Source organism: Bradyrhizobium sp. CCBAU 051011 (genome assembly GCF_009930815.1).
GTDB lineage: Bacteria > Pseudomonadota > Alphaproteobacteria > Rhizobiales > Xanthobacteraceae > Bradyrhizobium.
Map to the genome: position 1 here is coordinate 5,757,573 of NZ_CP022222.1, position 16,090 is coordinate 5,773,662.

The following is a 16,090-nucleotide window of genomic DNA, read 5'->3' on the forward strand; positions in this document are numbered from 1 at the left end:
TGCCACAATAACCGCGGAGGTGAAGTGATACGAGACATGCTGATATCGCCCTTGTCTCGCTGTCCGATCTCATTACCTTCCGGGCATCATTTTGCGAGGACGCCCCGATGAGCACCTTAAAGCCCCTGAAGATCGACATCGTCTCCGACGTGGTCTGCCCCTGGTGCTACATCGGCAAGCGCCGGATCGAGAACGCGCTGGCGCTGGTGCCGGATGTTCCGGTCGAAGTGCGCTGGCGGCCGTTCTTCCTCAATTCCTGGGTGCCGCGCGAGGGCATCAGCCGTGACGAATATCTCACCGCCAAATTCGGCTCGGTCGAAGCCTACAAGGGCATCGCCGGCCGCGTCGTGGCGGCCGCGGGCGAGGAGGGGCTGACCTATAGGCCGGAGCTCGTGAAGCGCCAGCCCAACACCATCGATTGCCACCGGCTGATCCATTGGGCGGAAGCGGAAGGCAAATCCGCCGAGATGAAGCAGCGCCTGATGGAATTGTATTTCCGCGACGGCGGCGATCTCACCGACGTGAACGTATTGGTGCAGGCGGCCGCCGATATCGGCCTCGATGCCGACAATGTCCGCAAGCGCCTTGCTACCGACGAGGACGTCGCGCTGATTTCCGGCCAGGCGCAGGAAGCGTCCGACAAGGGTATTTCGGGTGTTCCCACCTTCGTCTTCGCGCAGAAATACGCGGTGTCAGGCGCACAGCCCGCCGACCAGCTCGCCCGCGCGATCCGTCAGGTGTCCGCCGAGGTCAACGCGCAGGCGGCGGAGTGACTTTCTTCTCCCTCGCCCCGCTCTTGCGGGGAGAGGGGCGGGGTGAGGGGCTTCTCTCCGCAAACGCAGTGTAGCGGTTGACGACGTGCGTTGCCCCATGGAACTAGCAACAACAAGACTTGGGGAGACACCATGATCTACGAACTGCGCACCTACACCGTAAAGCCCGGCACGCTCGGTGACATGATCAAGGCCGCGAGCACGATATCGCGCGAGATCCGCAAGGACGATTACGGCAAGCTCGAAGGCTACTGGTCGACCGAGATCGGGCCGCTCAATCAGGTCCTGCACATGTGGAGCTACAACAGTTTTGACGAGCGCGCGCGGATGCGGGCCGAACTTGCAAAGAATTCGCGCTGGACCGGCGAGTATGTGCCGCTGATCCGCCCCTTGCTCGTACGTCAGGAGGTCCGCCTGATGAACGCGGTGAGGCCGCCGGTAGCGCCGGCCTCGACGGGCAATGTCTACGAACTGCGTAATTACCGCGCCAAGGCGGCGGGCGGGCTCAAGCAATGGCTGGATGCGTTCACCGGCGTGCTGCCGGAGCGCGAGAAATACTCAAAGATCGTTGGCCTCTGGACGACCGAAGCGGGTCAACCGAACGAGGCCTGCCATATCTGGGCCTATCCCAGCCTCAACGCCCGCGCAGAGGCGCGTGGCAATGCGATGAAGGATCCGGCGTGGCAGGAATTCCTGGGCAAGGGGCCGGGCTTCCTCGAGGAAATGCACTCGACCATCATGCTGCCGGCGCCGCATTCGCCGTTGCAGTGAGGTTTCCCGTAGCCCGGATGAAGCCAACGGGTCGCGCGAATGCGCGCCCGATGACAGGCTCCGCGCAATCCGGGATTCTCGCATCTTGCTGCACCGGCCCCGGGTTACGCTTCGCTTCACCCGGGCTACGGCTTACGCTTCGCTTCACCTAGGCTACGGCTTACGCGCCCTTCAAATAATAATTCGCCCGTTTCCCGAGCGCGATCCGCCGCAGCACGCGGCGCATCGCCATCGAGGCGCGCAGCGGCTTGATCGCCGTCGTCACCGTGCGATAGAACGCGAGCTTCAGCGCATCGAGCGCGGGCTGCTTGCCGGGTGGCTGCTGCGGCAGGCCGATGCCGCGCAGCATTGAATTGAAGAAGTGCAGATCGTTCATCCGCCGCACCTCGCGCGTCTTCCAGGTGATCGCCATCGAGATCGAAAACGAACCGGCCGTGCGTACCCAGTGCGGCCATTGATAGGGCACATAGCAGCCGTCGCCGGCGAACAGGTGGAACTCCGTGCCCCGCAACGCAATGCTCTCGTCGTATTTCAGGTTGCGATGCTTGGTCATCGAGCGCTCAATCTCGTCGTCGGAGACGATCGAGCGGTCGCTATTGTCGAAGATCGTGAAGAATTTTTCGCCGTGGATGTGCACGAAGAAATTGTCTTCGCTGTCGAGATGGAACGGCGTGGTCGAGTTCGGCGAGGACACGAACAGGAAACCCTCGACCTGTTCGAAACCGGCGTCGCCTAAGCTGTTGAAGCCGCGGGCGCGGGCGACCGACAGCAGCGTGTCCTCCAGCAACGCCCGATATTCCGGCGAGTTCTCCACGCGCTTGAGCACCATCCAGGCGCCGGCGGTCTCGATGCTTTTCACGACTTCGACGGGGTCGAGGTCGACGGCGGGGATCGCATCCGGATCCTGGCTGATCGCGACCTTGCCGGAATTATATTCGATCAGGTCGCGCGGCAGTTCGGAGGCCAGTTGCGCGATGCGCGGCAGCGTCAGCAGCGGATGGCCGGCGAGCTTGTGACGGATCGCAAACGGTTTCAGCGGAAAGTCGCGGCGGAGCGCGTCGTGATCGGCCGTAATGACAGGCGCGATGGCGGTGAGGGTATTCATGCGGATCGCTCCTGCCGTTTTCTGATCAAATGAACCATCCGGCGCGCCGGCTTGCGGATCGCGTCGCGCAATGCCAGGGCGGCGCGGATCAGCGCGACTACGGGATCGTTCCGCCGCAGCGGGATCAGGACGTCGCCGATCGCAAGGCGTCCGCGCCAGATCGGGTTGATCATGGGATGATCGGGACTGGCGGTGGAATCCACCGTGGCAATGGCCGGATCGGCGCAGAGATGCTGCGTCAGTTCCAGCGTCAATTGCACGCCCGGCGAAAACTTCGCAAAGCGCTCGTCAACGCCGAGCTTGAAGTAGAAGGCACGGTCCTGGTGGCGCAGCACGATCGCGGCCGCCACCGGCGTTTCGCCGGCGCGCAGGGTGACGATCTCGCATTGGCCGGTCTCGGCCAGCGCCGACGTGGCGCGGCGGATGAAGGTGGCGTCGCCGTCGTCCTGGCTGAGCGCGGTGCCGCGCTGGCCTTTCCAGCCGCTCGCCTCCAGCACCAAAAATGTTTCGATGGCGGCGGTGACCTCGGTTGGCGTCCGCGCCACGTCGAATTGGATGGCACCGTGTTCAGCGAGGCGGTTGCGCTGGCGGCGCAGTTCTTTCAACTTCTTCGCGCCAAGCGCCTCGCGCAGCAGCGCATCGACATCACCGGTGGCGTCGAGGCAGGCGCGGACATGTGATTGCAGCACCAGCGGCTGCATGCCGCCGCGATGCAGGACGTCGGCAAAGGCCTTCATGGCTGCGCCATCGAGCGAGGTGGCGCGGAGGATCAACGCACGCGCGCCGGCACGCCGAGCCCGCCGCAAGATGCCCGCTACCGCTTCCTCCGCCATATCAGCGTCGAGCAGCGGCGTGGAAAGCGTGCCGTAGGGATCGGCGCTGACCAAAGCGGGCAAAGGAATTCTGTAGGCGCGCCACATCGAAATCACGGGCACGAGGCCGATCAGGGTGGATGCATCGCGCCACGCGCCGAGCGCGGTGGCATTGCCACGTCCCTGTGCAGAAGCGTTCACCGCCAATTCCCAATCGGGCAGGTAATAGCCGTTCGGCTCCGCGGCGCGCGTCGAGAGCGCGTGCCACTGGCGCGCGGAAATACCCGCAAGCGGCGTCAGCACCCCGCCGGAGACCGGCGTGCGGGTGTCTGCGTCCTTGCCCGATGCGCGGCGCACCGTCGATGTATCGGCAATATCGGCCACTTTCCCCGAATCCCCGTTCGCGACTTATGCGGCCAGCGACGTCCGGAGGACACCGCGTGGTCATCGCGTTCACGAGGCAAGGCTAGTGGAAAGAGGTGGAAAATCGCGTTGTGGCGAGGGTCGGATTTGAGCGGTCGCGTTAACGGATCGTTCAGCCTGAGCAGGCCGCTCAGCCGCTACGCCACCTCGGCGGCGGGAGCGGTGAGGAATTTGGCTTCAAAATCGCGGGCCGGCATCGGCTTGCCAAAGCAATAGCCCTGTCCTTCTTCGCAGCCCATCTTGACCAAGAAGTCGGCCGTGCCGCGGTCCTCGATGCCTTCGGCGATGATGGACAGGCCGAGCTGCTTGCTCAGCCCGATCGTCGAGCTGACGATCGCCGCGTCGTCGGGATTGGTCAGCAAGCCCAAGACGAAGGAGCGGTCGATCTTCAGCCCGTCGAGAGGGAATTTTTTCAGATAGCTCAAGCTGGCAAAGCCGGTGCCGAAATCGTCGAAGACGAGGCGAACGCCAAGCTCCTGAATCTCGAGGAACGTATTCAGCGCCTCCTGCTCGTCGTGGAGCAGGATGTCTTCGGTGACCTCGAGCTCCAGGCTGGTCGGACTTAAGCCGGTGCTGGCAAGCACCTGCGCGACCGAGATGGCGAGGCCGCCAGACTCCAGTTGGGACGGTGAAAGATTGACGCCGATGCGGAGCTTGTGTCCCGCGCGTTCCCAGGCGGCGCCCTTGGCGCAGGCGGTTTGAAGAACCCAGTCGGCGATCCGCTCGGAAATCGGCGAGGTATTGACGACCGGCATGAATTCCGCCGGAGAAACCAGGCCCCGCTCAGGATGGCGCCAGCGGATCAGGGCTTCGGCGCCGATCAGGCGGCCGTCGGCCAGATGCAGTTGCGGTTGGTAGAACAACTCGAACTCATTGCGTTCCGCGGCCAGCGCCAGCTCCGCCTCCAGCGTCAGGCGCTTCTCCAGTTCGCGGCGGATCGAATCTTCGAACAGCACATAGCCGCCGCGGTTGGTGGCCTTGGCGCGACTCAGCGCCAGATGCGCGTTGCTGAGGAGCTCGTCCGCCGTTCGTCCATCGGCCGGGCAAACGGCGGCGCCGATGCTGACCTTGACGCGGAGGTGGCGGTTTCCGGCCAGCAGCGGCGCGTCGAAGCTGTCGCCGATCTGTTCCGCAAAGCGGTTGAGGTTTTCTGCGATGTCGCTCGTCGGAACTGCGATGGCGAATTCGTCCCCGCTCAAACGAGCGACCTGACCCGCCGACGGAACAGCCGCGGTCAGTCGCTGCGAAATGGCGCGAAGCACGAGATCGCCACAGGTGGTGCCGAGCATGTTGTTGATCTGCTGGAAGCCGTCGATGCCGATCACCAGCAGGGCCACCTTGCCGCCGTTTGCCTCGGTCGCGGAAATTTTCGCGTCGAGTTGGGCGTGAAGGGTGTTTCGGTTGATGAGCCCTGTCAGCGTGTCGTGCTCCGCCAGATACTTGATCCTCTCGGCTTCGCGCTTGCGTACCGAGATGTCGCGCAGGATAGCCCCGAATTGAAACCCGTCGGCGCCTTGCCAGCCGGAGAAGGAGGCCTCCACCGGAAACACCTCGCCATTGCTGCGGCGCCCGTCGAACTCGACCACCGATCCGGCAGCCAGATGGGCTGCGTCCTCGATCGAAAAGGAAGAAGTGGGGAGGGCTTCGTCGCGGGCGCAGATTTCGTCGAAGGGGCGGCCGATCATTTCCTCCGGCCTGTAGCCGAAGATCGCCGTCGCGCCCGGATTCCAGACCGTAATCATGTAACGGGAATCCGTGCAGATCAGGCCGTCGCCAAGCGACATCGCCACGCGCTGGAAGCGGCTCTCCGCGACCCTGCCGAGCAGATCGCGGATGTCGATTTCGTCGAGCGCGATGGCCGCGACATAGACGACGATGGCGATATGAAACAGCGACGTGTCGAAAATGAGCGGGAAGGCCGCCTGCAGGGCAAAGGCCCCGGCCTCGAGGGCGACCGCCGTTGCGCCGAGCATCGCTACGCGCTTGCGGGCGGAAAGGCGGCGCCATGAGAACAGCATGATCAAGGCAAGGACAGCGAGGCCGGTCAGCGTGACGACGTGCGAAGTCCATTGCAGCGCGCGGTTCTGCAGCAGCGATTCCGCCGCCAGGGTCTGCAGCACGGGGCCGGACAGGATCACGCCATTCGGGACACTGAAGCGATCACCAAGTTCGAGTGCCGTGCCGCCGACGATGACCTTCTTGCCCTGAAGCTTTTGCAAGGTCGCCGGGTCGCCGCGCAGGACGTCGACAAAGGATACTTTGGGAATGCCGGCCGTTCGGATGCTGTAGTCGATCAGGAATGGCGTTCGCTTTTCGCCGTATTGGCCGGAGAGGACGGAAGCCATCGAGGGCACGAATTTGCCATCCAGCTTCTCGCCGAACGGATAGCGGCGGACGAGGCCGTCGGGGCCGACCTCGACATTGACGAGCGCGGGCCAGGAATGCTCGGCGAACTGCTGCAACGGGCGATTGATGTGAAGCGTCGTCCTGTCGGTGCGCGGCTGCTGGAAGGAGGGCAGCACGATCGATCCGCCAGCAGCCTGCAGGGCTTCGGCAAAGTTTCGGTCCGACGCGGCGTCGGAAGGCGTGGAGAAATCGACATCGAGCGCGATGTCCTGGACGTCCGCCTTCTGAAGCTGCCGGATCAGTTCGGCGTGGAACAGGCGCGGCCACGGCCAGACGCCGATCCTTTCAATCGACGATGCGTCGATCGCGATCACCACGATGTCGCCGCTGGCCTGGCGCGACTGCCACGCGAATCGCAGGTCGGCCAGTACATTGCGAAGCGAGCTATGCCAGTCGCCCGCCAGGACGATCGCCAACGCGATCATCACGAAAAGATGCGACCGATACTGTTTCACGTGGTCACCATTCTGGTGGTCGAATGCGGCGTCGTTGGGCTTGTGGCTTTTAGCTCGTGCTACGCGCGTGGCTCACCGGTTCAGCTTCTGCCCCGGCCGTTGCCATTGCCGTTGCCGTTCCCATGCCCATTCGCGTTGCCGTTGCCCCTGCCGTTGCCATTGGCCCCGTTCCCATTGCCGTTTCCGTTGCCGTTCCCATTGTTGTTTTTGCCATTGCCGCTTCCGCCGCCTTCCGAGCCGCTGGAGGCAGCTATTGCGGCGCTGACGCTGGAAGCGCTGCTTGCGCCCGCTGTGTTGGTGGCGCCGTTGCCCTGGCTGTTGTTCGCGGTGTCGGACGCGTCCCAGACCGTGTTGTCCCTGGCGGCGTTACGCGATCCGCCATGCACCGCAGACTTCTCGCGGGCGAGGCCGTGGGTGACGCGATTGACGTTGAGGCGGACCTCGCCGATCGAAGACGAAATGCGGGTCACACCTGGCCTGACGAGATGCACGCCCGATTGACGGGACGGTTGGACGACCTGTCCATTGGCGGCGCTGCGCATCGCCGTAAAGCCTCCGCGCGGCACTGGCGTGCGATCGACCGAAGGCGCACGGGGCCTGCCCTGCTCGATTGGCGCGAGGACGCCGGCTCCGCCCAGTGACAACCCGGTCTTGCCGCTCGCGAAGGCCGTCGCATGCTGGCCGGCCATCACTTGCGCGATCTGGCCGGTCTTAAAGTCCGAAACTTCAACCTGGCCGCGGATCACGTCGACGCTGGTCTTCCCCGCATTGATGGTGACGCGGAATTGCGTGCCCTTCACCACGGCGGCGAGGTAAGGCGTCTCGACTTCGAAATGCTTGACGTTGCGCTTTTCGACGTCGAGCAGGATCGAGCCCGCCTTCTGCACGATCGTCGTCGACAGCCCTTCCTTCTTCTCGATGGGGACGCCGACCACGGAATTCGGCGCGATCAGGATCGCTTCGTCGCCGCGCGTCAACAGCGCGCGGCCGTTACGGCCGGTGCGAACGGTGTCGCCCGGCTTCAAGACGTCTTCCTGCTGCAGCGATGCCTGCTGCACGCCACTGCCGGCGAGCCAGACTTCGCCGGAGGATTTGCTGACTATCCAGTCGCCACCATCGGCGGCGAACACGCTGGACGCCGCCGCGAGGAAGAACGCTGCCGCGAGGGCTTTTGAGACGTGAGGAATCGCACGCATGAAACTCTCTTCGATTGCCGCTTTATCCCGAATGCTATCGGGAATGTTTCAACATTGAGTGAGCAGGAATCGTGTTCTGCGCCGTGCGCATTAACCATTCGTTGACCATAATTTTCTATTAAAAATCAGATGGCTAGCGGTTTCACTAAAGTTCGCGGTTCGTTGTCCGTACAATTACGGAAGTTGACCTCTTCAGCTTTATCCCGCGCGGTGGTGATTGGCCTCGGGTTGTGTGCTTCGGCCGGCTGTTTCGCGGCGAACGCGCAGCACGCGAACCAGCCCGCGTACGATCCGAAGCAGACCGAGAAACGTTTGGAGGACCAGCAATCGGGGCAGGGCGCGAACGGGCGCCCGAAGCTGCCGTCGCCGCATTTCGCCGGCGCGGAGCGGCAGGGAAACGCGATGCCGCTATTCGTGCTTCGGCGAGTTTCGATTACCGGCGCGGTCGCGATCCCGCAGGACCGGCTGGTGATGGCCTATCAACCCTACATCGGAAAAAAAGTATCCCAAGCCGACCTGGCTGCGATGTCTGCTGCGGTCGGCGATATCTATCGCGCCGCCGGCTTTCATCTCAGCCGGGCGATCGTCCCGCCGCAGGACGTCCAGAGCGGTGTGCTTCGCATTCAAGTCATCGAAGGTAGCATCACGGAACTGACGCTGAAGGGCGACGGCGCCGAGCAATTCGGCGTCCAGCCGATGCTTGCTGCGGTGCTGGCGGAACGGCCGTCGCGGCTTGCAATGCTCGAACGCGCCTTGCTGCTGATCAACGGCCGGCCCGGCGTGCGGATCGAGGACACTGCGATCGAGGAGATCGGCATCGCGACCGGCCATTTCCGCCTGATTCTCTCGTTGAAAACCTGGCACGTCTTCACCTCGTTCGGCGTCGACAATCTCGGATCGTCCTCCGTCGGACCGTGGCAGAGCTACGGGACGGCGGCGTTCAACTCCTATCTCGCGCCCGGCGATTCCTTCGTGGTGAATCTTTCGACGACGCCCGGCGATGTCAGGCAGCTCGCATTCGGCCGCATGTCCTATGAGGTGCCCGTCGGCACCGATGGCGCCCGCGTCGGCGCGTCGGGCTACTACAGCGAGGTCCGGCCCGGCGATTACCGCCGTCTCTATGGCGACACCATCAAGACAGAGTCGTTCGAAATTCGCGGCAGCATCGTTCCCTTGCAATCGCAGAAGTCGGGCCTGACGTTGACCGCGGCAGCCGGCTTCACCAATGCGTCCGAGAAAGACGTGTTCGGCCCGATCTACGCCGATCGCATCCGCACCGCTAGCTTCACGGCCGACTACCGCCTGCAGGACGATTTCGGCGGTACCAACTATCTGACGGCGAACTATCGCCAGGGCCTCGACATCCTCGGCGCCTCGCATCGCGGCGACGACGACCTGTCGCGCTTCGGCGCGTCAGGCAGATTCTCCGCGCTGAATTTCTGGTTCACGCGCTATCAGACGCTTACGGACGCGTGGTCGCTGAAACTGGCCGCGGCCGGCCAGACCGCGTCCGGTCCTCTCTTTACTTCGCAGCAATTCTATCTCGGCGGCATCGCGTTCGGCCGCGGCTATGGCAGCGCCGAGATCAGCGGCGACAACGGTCTTGCCGGCACCGGCGAACTGCGCTTCGACCAGAAAACAAACCTGTCATATCTCAGCGGCTACCAGCTCTACGCCTTTGTCGACAGCGGCGTCGCCTGGAATGACGGCTACCGCCTCAGCGACGGCCTGTCGCTGTCCTCGGCCGGCGGCGGCGTCCGCTTCTTCCTCGCCGACGGCCTGCAAGCCGACATCGGCGCCGCCGCGCCTCTCAGCTATCGCGCCCCCGATAATCCCACCCGCGGCGCACGCGTGCTGTTCTCGCTGACGAGCGCGCTGAAGCTCTGTCCGGTGCGCGCGACGACAAGGTGTTTGTAGCGCTAGACCGGCTCGTAGCTTTCGTTGTTACAGGTATCCTCAGCCTCGACCTTCTGCCGGTCGGCAATCACCCCGTCGGCAATCTCGATCCGGTAGGTCTGCGTGCCCAATGGCTTGCCGGTCACCGAAACGACTTCGGCCTTGACGCAGGCGGTCCAGCCCGGGCCACGGAGGTTGGGGCGTGGCTCGGAGACGCGAACGTGGGTCGGTTGCGAGGCCGCCACGAACACCGAGTCCAGTTTCTGCCGCAGCAGCATCTTGACGTCGGGCGGCGTTCCCAGCGTGGGCGGGTCGGGCGCCTTGCCGCGCATGAAGTCGGGCACCGGCGCGCGGACGTCGGCGAAGCCGCAACCCGCGACCGTCAGCGCCGCGCCCACCACCAGCGCTATATGAACCACGATCCGCCGCATCGGAGGTTGTTTTACCCCGGCGGCGCCATTCCGGACAGGGGATTGCCGCACACAAAACGATCTCGCGACTGTGATTTGGATCACTGCACGGGATTCCGGGCCTGCGACAACATCCGCTTTCAATCGGGTCGCCGTCGCCTCACGTGGCGCGGCCGGCTTGAACCTTTGGCTTCGGGGACGTGACCAATCCGAAGCCTGCATTGTCGGGAGGTGACATCATGTTCCGTCACACGTTGTTTGGGTTGATGGTTCCCGCCGCGTTGCTTTTGGGCGCACCGTCTGCTTTCGCCGAAAACCGGCTCGCGCTGGTGATCGGCCAATCCGCCTATCGCTCGGTGCCGGCGCTGCCCAATCCGGCCAATGACGCCAAGGCGGTCACCCAGTTGCTGACCGATTCCGGCTTCGAGGTTTCGACGGCCTCCGACCTTTCGCAAGGCCAGATGCGGGATAAGGTCAGCGAATTCGCCGGCAAGGTGGCGGCCAAGGGTCCCGACACGGTGGCCCTGGTGTTTTACGCCGGCCATGGCCTGCAGATCGACGGCGAGAATTTTCTGATTCCGGTCGACATCGATGCGAAGCGCGAAGCCGACATTCCGATCCAGGCGGTGCGCCTCAACGACATCCTCAATACGCTTACCTCGGTGCCGAGCAGGATGCGCATCCTGATGCTCGATGCCTGCCGCAACAATCCGTTCCCCGAGCTGAAGACCGCCGGCAGCGGGCTGGCGCTGGTCGATGCCAAGGTTGGCGCCCCCGGCACCTTCCTGTCGTTCTCGACCTCGCCCGGCGCGGTCGCGGAAGATGGCTCCGGCAACAACAGCCCCTATACGACCGCGCTGCTCGCGGCTGGCAAGGAGCAGGGGATTCCGATCGAAGAGACCTTCAAGCGTGTCCGGCTGGCGGTGAACAAGGTCACCGAAGGCCGGCAGACGCCGTGGGACAGCTCTTCGCTGACCGAGGATTTCCGCTTTTCCGGCGCCTCCATCGCAGGTCCCAAGCCTGCCGCGCAGCCCAAGAAGAGTGTCGCCGAATGGACGCGCGACCTGAACGGCAAGCCGGTCGAGGCGGCGAACGATTTGATCGTGGCCGACGGCACCGACGAAGCCTATGAGGCCTTTGCCGGCCTCTATCCGCAGACGTCGCTCGGACGGCTAGCGCGCGACTGGCTGGTCCGGCACCGGCGCATGGTGGCGTGGAATAACGCCGTGCTGATCAACACCGCGTCCGGCTATCGCTCGTTCCTGACGCGATTCCCCGACAGCGATCTCAGCGCGACCGCGCGCAAGCTGGAGGAGCGGCTGCGCAACCGTCCCGAGTTCACCCCGGCCGTTGCGGCCGCCAACGCCGCGCTGCCGCAGAACGTTGCGCTCGCCGCGCCGATGTGTCCCTGCAACGTGCAGCCGCCGCAGCAGCAACCAATCAAGGTCAATGCGCCGGTCCGGCGCGTCGAGCCGGATCCGCCGAAGAAGCGGGTCGATCGCAAGCCGCCGCGCCGGAGCGAGCCGGATGACGACGTCGTGGTCGTTCGCCGTCCGCCCCCGCGCGTGGTGTACGACCCGCCGCCGCGCGAAGTGTACGAACCATCGAGACCGCCGGTCAGCATCGGCATCGGAATTGGCCTCGGCGGATTTGGCGGCGGCCGCGGCGGCAACTACGGCGATCATGGCGGCCGGGGTAGATACTGACGTGCCAATAGGGTAATCGATCCCGCAAGCGTTGCATTGCGCTTGCGGGGGCAGGATGCGAAATCCGGTTTGTCTGTTCGCTTTCGTCATGGCTATTTTTGGCGCGGGTAACTTGCTTCCTGCTTCCGCCTGGGAGCATTGGGGCGGCGATCGCGGGGGATCGCGGTTTTCGCCGCTCAACCAGATCACATCAGACAATGTCGGCAATCTCGTTCGCGCCTGGGAGTTTCGCACCGGCGATCTGAACGCCCGCGCGCCCGAAGTGATGAGGCGGACCAAGTTTCAGGCTACCCCGCTGCTTGTCGAGGACAGCCTGATCTTCTGCTCGCCCTTCAACGAAGTCATCGCGCTCGATCCCGGCAGCGGGGTGCAGAAGTGGCGATACGATCCCAAGATCTCGACCGCGCAGCGCCCTGCCAACCGCTACAACTGCCGGGGCGTCGCCTATTGGGTTGATGGCAACGCGTCCGAGACCGCCGCCTGCCGCGCGCGCATCTTCATGGGCACCAACGACGCGCGCGTGATCGCGCTCGACGCGAGGACCGGCATTCCCTGCGCCGATTTCGGCGCCAATGGCGAGATCAGGCTCGAGACCGGCATGCCGCTGGAATGGCCCGGCGAATTCCAGATCACATCGGCGCCCGTCATTATCAGCGACACCGTCATCGTCGGCTCCGCAATCGCCGACAACCGCCGCGCCGAGGCGCCGGCCGGAACGGTGCGCGCGTTCGATGCACGGACGGGACGGTCGCGCTGGAGTTTTGACCCGCTGCTGCATGATGGCGTCACCGCCGGCCACGCCAATGTCTGGGCGCCGATGTCGGTGGACGAGGAGCGCGGCCTGGTGTTCCTGCCGACATCCTCGCCGAGTCCGGACTTCTGGGGCGGCAAGCGGCCCGGCAACAACGACTATGCCAATTCGGTCGTGGCGCTGCGCGCCAAGACCGGCGAACGGGTCTGGTCGTATCAGATCGTGCATCACGACGTCTGGGACTACGACCTGCCGGCGCAGCCCACGCTTGCACGCATCGATACCGGCGACGGCCAGCGCGACGTCGTGATCCAGCCGACCAAGCAGGGTTTTGTGTTCGTGCTCGATCGCGACACCGGCAAGCCGATCTGGCCGGTGGAGGAGCGCGCGGTGCCGCAAGGCGGCGCCGAAGGCGAGCAGCTCTCGCCGACACAGCCGTTTCCGACCCATGTGCCGGCGCTGGTGCCGCAGCAAATTTCGGCCGATGACGTGTTCGGCCTTATTCCGCTCTGGGACGGCGAGGCCTGCCGCGCGCAGGTCGCATCGGCGCGTAACGACGGAATCTACACGCCGCCATCAACGCAGGGCTCCGTGGTGTATCCGATGACCGGCGGCGGCGTGAACTGGGGTGGGGCGGCATTCGATCCGGTCAACCAGATCCTTTACGTCAACACGACGCGGGCGATCCACATCATCAAGCTGTTGCCGCGCGCGACGATCGCCGATGGATTCAACCCGCCGCCGGGTCACGACTTCGGACGGCAGCAGGGCACGCCGTTTGCTATGACGCGCGCGGTCGCGTTGTCGCCGCTGGGGTTATTGTGCAACAAGCCGTCCTGGGGCGAGATGGTTGCGGTCGATCTCAAGGCGGGGAAGATTGTCTGGCGCTCGCGTGTGGGCACCACGGAGGATCGCGCGCCGCTCGGCATCGCTCTTCCGTTCGGCACGCCGCTCGTCAGCGGCGTCGCGATCACCGCCGGCGGCCTTGTCTTCAGCGGCGCGATGGATGCGTACCTGCGCGCCTTCGACGCGCGATCGGGACAGGAACTGTGGCAGGGAAGGTTGCCGGTGCCGGGCGTTGCCAATCCGATGACCTATCTATGGAAGGGCGAGCAATATGTCGCGATCGGCGCCGGCGGTCATTCCGAGTCGGGCACGACCATTGGCGACAGCGTGGTCGCGTTTCGCCTGGCACGGCGGGGCGAGTCGCCTTCGCTGTGGTCGCGCACCATCGACCGCCCCGGCGGGCGCTTCATCAGCGGCGCGATCGCGGCCGGGTTGGTGGTGCTGCTGATGGTGGGACTCGTGTGGCGCTGGCGCCGGAGCAGGGTGAGGGCGTGAGCTGACGCGTCTTTGCCTGCCTTGCAAGTCCCTACAGCATTGCGAACGCGCTCGAGACCATCGCCACCGGCTTGTTGTCGGTGGCGGAAAGCAGCGTGACGCGGCCAAAACTCATGGTGCGGCCGAGACGGACGACGCGCGCGTCCGCCAGCACGTCGGAGGTGGAGACTGCGCGCATGAAATGCGTCGTCTGGTCGACCGTCGTCATCGGCCGGTAGCCGCGATTGGCGGCGAGGTTGGCGATCACCATCGCAGTGTCGGCGAAGGCCATCAGCGCCTGGCCCGACACGGTGCCGCCATTGCGGCACAGCCGCTCCGAGAACGGCAGGCGCAGCACCGCGCCCGGCTGCCAGTCGGCGGCATCGTCGGGCGGGACAACGTCGAAGCGCTCGATCGACAGATTGAGATCCATCACCCATGGCGCAAAGACCTCGCCGAGCACCCGCCTGGCTTCCGCGATGCCGAATTCCGCCGCTTGTGGCTGTTGTTGCATGAACGTGCGCTTCCTCGTCCGATCTTGATGTCGGCGCATTGTAGTGGTCATTGCGGCGAAGGGAACAGCGGCGGCAGGCGGCAGATGCGGTGTCATTTTGCAGCGATTCAGTGCCATCGCCGCAAACAGTGCGATTCCGGCATCGAACCATAGGCGGGGAGCCCGCGCGCTTGGCGGGGCGGTCAGGCCGGTGGTATCTTCCCCGAAACGCCGAAAGCGTCCCAAAGGAGAGCGTCATGAGAATGCTGAGCGCGGCCGTGGTGGTGGTGTTGTTGACGACGCCGGCCTACGCGCAGACCCCAAACATCAACCTGATGCCAGAATTCCAGTCCAAATCGCCGGAGGAAAAGGAGCAGGATGCGATCAAGGACAGGGCCTATAAGGATTCCTTGAGGAAGATCCCTGATGCCAAGGTCTCTTCCGATCCCTGGGGTACGGTGCGGAGCACGGACGCGCCCAAGGCCGCCGCGCCCGCCAAGCAGTCGAAGAGCAAGACCGGCAGCACCAGCCAGTAATGCCTTACGATAACGGCGAGTAGGATTCGCTCGCCGCGCCCCCTATATTTGACCTGTCGTCATCGTGTCTGGAGTTGCGACATGGTCTTTCGTCCGCGTGATCTCGCGAGTCGGATGGCCGGCCGGCGCAAGCCGGGCGACGGCTATCTGCGCGAGACGTTTACGCTGCCGCGCGACGAAGCGCGGGCGAGGGCGCGCGACTTCCTCACCCGCTATCCCAAGGCCGCCTATATGAGCTCGGTCGAAAGCTGGCGCGAACTGCCCGGCGGCGAGATCGAATTCACGATGCGCAGGCTTGCCAGCGCCGATTAGGCTTGGGTTGTGCCGGAATTAATATCGACTCCCCGATTTTTGCCGAATTCCGATAACTCGGTATTCAGGTGTTCCGCCTAGTATTTCTACGTACTGGAGAAATCATGGCGAGAGACCGCAAAGACCTGGGGGCCCGCAAGTTCGTTCGGGTCGACCTGCACAAGCAGGGATTCCTGATCCCGGCGCCGGATGCGCCATGGATCCAGTGCTACATCCTCGACATATCAGACAATGGCGCCTGTCTTGATGTCGGCGACCTCGCGGTGCCGAAGATGTTCGGCCTTTCGCTGACCGCAGGCGGCGAGGTGCGGCGGGTCTGCACGTTGATCTGGCGCAGGGGCGAACTGGTCGGCGTCCGATTTGTATCGGCCAAGGAGCTTCGGGGTGAGGTGGCGCCGCCAGGCGAACACGAGCCCGCTTCCCGGAAGGCGCCCGCCAACTAGCGTTCGTCGGTGTCCTGCAGCGTCTCCGCAACCAGGCGAATCCGGAACACCGGCTTTCTGGATTCATCCAGCAATTCCATCTGCCACTCGGCGTTTTCGGAGAGTTTCCGGGAAATGTCCGCGATCATGTCGCCGCATACCCCGGTCATTTCCTTCCAGGCGGCGTTATGGTCGACAAATTCCGCGCCGTCATTGCTGACGCATCCATCTTCGCCATGTCGAACGCGGAAGAAAAAGACCGGCATGGCAAGCTGACCAAATGCAAATTGGGCCGCCGCCGGC

15 protein-coding genes are annotated in these 16,090 nt (G+C 64.3%); 8 read left to right on the forward strand and 7 right to left on the reverse strand.

Annotated features, from left to right (window positions below; genetic code table 11):
- The first annotated feature begins 107 nt into the window (after nucleotides 1-107).
- The gene (locus tag ACH79_RS26920) at nucleotides 108-773 is read left to right on the forward strand and encodes a DsbA family oxidoreductase (protein ID WP_161853635.1); all 666 of its coding nucleotides are present in this window, start codon (nucleotides 108-110) and stop codon (nucleotides 771-773) included.
- 132 nt (nucleotides 774-905) lie between these two features.
- A complete protein-coding gene (locus ACH79_RS26925; RefSeq protein WP_161853636.1) occupies nucleotides 906-1,544 on the forward strand; it encodes an NIPSNAP family protein in 639 nt (212 codons plus the stop codon).
- Nucleotides 1,545-1,704: 160 nt separating this feature from the next.
- On the opposite strand, the gene ACH79_RS26930 is transcribed toward ACH79_RS26925, so the two are convergent.
- From ACH79_RS26930 to ACH79_RS26945, 4 genes are all read right to left on the reverse strand, one after another.
- The gene (locus tag ACH79_RS26930) at nucleotides 1,705-2,649 is read right to left on the reverse strand and encodes a cupin-like domain-containing protein (protein WP_161853637.1); all 945 of its coding nucleotides are present in this window, start codon (nucleotides 2,647-2,649) and stop codon (nucleotides 1,705-1,707) included.
- On the reverse strand, nucleotides 2,646-3,845 hold the full coding sequence (locus tag ACH79_RS26935) for a GNAT family N-acetyltransferase (protein ID WP_161853638.1): 1,200 nt from the start codon (nucleotides 3,843-3,845) through the stop codon (nucleotides 2,646-2,648). The genes ACH79_RS26930 and ACH79_RS26935 overlap by 4 nt, the downstream gene beginning before the upstream one ends.
- Before the next feature lie 176 nt (nucleotides 3,846-4,021).
- A complete protein-coding gene (locus ACH79_RS26940; RefSeq protein ID WP_161853639.1) occupies nucleotides 4,022-6,745 on the reverse strand; it encodes an EAL domain-containing protein in 2,724 nt (907 codons plus the stop codon).
- Between the two features lie 80 nt (nucleotides 6,746-6,825).
- Complete coding sequence (locus tag ACH79_RS26945; RefSeq protein WP_161853640.1) at nucleotides 6,826-7,941, reverse strand: FecR family protein; 1,116 nt, start codon at nucleotides 7,939-7,941, stop codon at nucleotides 6,826-6,828.
- 129 nt (nucleotides 7,942-8,070) lie between these two features.
- On the opposite strand from ACH79_RS26945, the gene ACH79_RS26950 reads away from it, so the two are divergent.
- Nucleotides 8,071-9,858: a ShlB/FhaC/HecB family hemolysin secretion/activation protein gene (locus tag ACH79_RS26950; protein ID WP_161853641.1), complete on the forward strand. Its 1,788-nt coding sequence runs from the start codon at nucleotides 8,071-8,073 to the stop codon at nucleotides 9,856-9,858.
- 2 nt (nucleotides 9,859-9,860) lie between these two features.
- Here ACH79_RS26950 and ACH79_RS26955 read toward each other — a convergent pair whose 3' ends face one another.
- Nucleotides 9,861-10,256 carry a hypothetical protein gene (locus tag ACH79_RS26955; RefSeq protein WP_246738145.1) on the reverse strand — a complete coding sequence of 132 codons (396 nt, stop codon included), beginning with the start codon at nucleotides 10,254-10,256 and terminating at the stop codon, nucleotides 9,861-9,863.
- Nucleotides 10,257-10,486: 230 nt separating this feature from the next.
- Between ACH79_RS26955 and ACH79_RS26960 the strand changes: the two genes are divergently transcribed.
- Nucleotides 10,487-11,953 carry a caspase family protein gene (locus tag ACH79_RS26960; protein WP_161853642.1) on the forward strand — a complete coding sequence of 489 codons (1,467 nt, stop codon included), beginning with the start codon at nucleotides 10,487-10,489 and terminating at the stop codon, nucleotides 11,951-11,953.
- An 88-nt stretch (nucleotides 11,954-12,041) separates the two neighbouring features.
- The gene (locus ACH79_RS26965) at nucleotides 12,042-14,045 is read left to right on the forward strand and encodes a pyrroloquinoline quinone-dependent dehydrogenase (RefSeq protein ID WP_246738725.1); all 2,004 of its coding nucleotides are present in this window, start codon (nucleotides 12,042-12,044) and stop codon (nucleotides 14,043-14,045) included.
- Nucleotides 14,046-14,076: 31 nt separating this feature from the next.
- Here ACH79_RS26965 and ACH79_RS26970 read toward each other — a convergent pair whose 3' ends face one another.
- Entirely contained in the window at nucleotides 14,077-14,538 is a 462-nt protein-coding gene (locus ACH79_RS26970; RefSeq protein ID WP_161853644.1) for a PaaI family thioesterase, read from the reverse strand.
- 236 nt (nucleotides 14,539-14,774) lie between these two features.
- Between ACH79_RS26970 and ACH79_RS26975 the strand changes: the two genes are divergently transcribed.
- The 3 genes from ACH79_RS26975 (at nucleotide 14,775) to ACH79_RS26985 (ending at nucleotide 15,808) form a co-directional block, all read left to right on the forward strand.
- Nucleotides 14,775-15,053, forward strand: coding sequence for a hypothetical protein (locus ACH79_RS26975; protein ID WP_161853645.1), 279 nt, complete (start codon nucleotides 14,775-14,777; stop codon nucleotides 15,051-15,053).
- 81 nt (nucleotides 15,054-15,134) lie between these two features.
- Nucleotides 15,135-15,365: a hypothetical protein gene (locus ACH79_RS26980; RefSeq protein ID WP_057838826.1), complete on the forward strand. Its 231-nt coding sequence runs from the start codon at nucleotides 15,135-15,137 to the stop codon at nucleotides 15,363-15,365.
- Between the two features lie 104 nt (nucleotides 15,366-15,469).
- Entirely contained in the window at nucleotides 15,470-15,808 is a 339-nt protein-coding gene (locus ACH79_RS26985) for a PilZ domain-containing protein (protein ID WP_161853646.1), read from the forward strand.
- On the opposite strand, the gene ACH79_RS26990 is transcribed toward ACH79_RS26985, so the two are convergent.
- Complete coding sequence (locus ACH79_RS26990; protein WP_161853647.1) at nucleotides 15,805-16,053, reverse strand: hypothetical protein; 249 nt, start codon at nucleotides 16,051-16,053, stop codon at nucleotides 15,805-15,807. The genes ACH79_RS26985 and ACH79_RS26990 overlap by 4 nt on opposite strands.
- Nucleotides 16,054-16,090: the final 37 nt, after the last annotated feature.

Coding starts and splice junctions, on each gene's coding strand:
- ACH79_RS26980 (WP_057838826.1), top strand. CDS start 15,135: ATGGTCTTTCGTCCGCGTGATCTCGCGAGTCGGATGGCCGGCCGGCGC.
- ACH79_RS26960 (WP_161853642.1), top strand. CDS start 10,487: ATGTTCCGTCACACGTTGTTTGGGTTGATGGTTCCCGCCGCGTTGCTT.
- ACH79_RS26930 (WP_161853637.1), bottom strand. CDS start 2,649: ATGAATACCCTCACCGCCATCGCGCCTGTCATTACGGCCGATCACGAC.
- ACH79_RS26985 (WP_161853646.1), top strand. CDS start 15,470: ATGGCGAGAGACCGCAAAGACCTGGGGGCCCGCAAGTTCGTTCGGGTC.
- ACH79_RS26920 (WP_161853635.1), top strand. CDS start 108: ATGAGCACCTTAAAGCCCCTGAAGATCGACATCGTCTCCGACGTGGTC.
- ACH79_RS26950 (WP_161853641.1), top strand. CDS start 8,071: ATGGCTAGCGGTTTCACTAAAGTTCGCGGTTCGTTGTCCGTACAATTA.
- ACH79_RS26965 (WP_246738725.1), top strand. CDS start 12,042: ATGGCTATTTTTGGCGCGGGTAACTTGCTTCCTGCTTCCGCCTGGGAG.
- ACH79_RS26970 (WP_161853644.1), bottom strand. CDS start 14,538: ATGCAACAACAGCCACAAGCGGCGGAATTCGGCATCGCGGAAGCCAGG.
- ACH79_RS26945 (WP_161853640.1), bottom strand. CDS start 7,941: ATGCGTGCGATTCCTCACGTCTCAAAAGCCCTCGCGGCAGCGTTCTTC.
- ACH79_RS26975 (WP_161853645.1), top strand. CDS start 14,775: ATGAGAATGCTGAGCGCGGCCGTGGTGGTGGTGTTGTTGACGACGCCG.
- ACH79_RS26925 (WP_161853636.1), top strand. CDS start 906: ATGATCTACGAACTGCGCACCTACACCGTAAAGCCCGGCACGCTCGGT.
- ACH79_RS26990 (WP_161853647.1), bottom strand. CDS start 16,053: ATGCCGGTCTTTTTCTTCCGCGTTCGACATGGCGAAGATGGATGCGTC.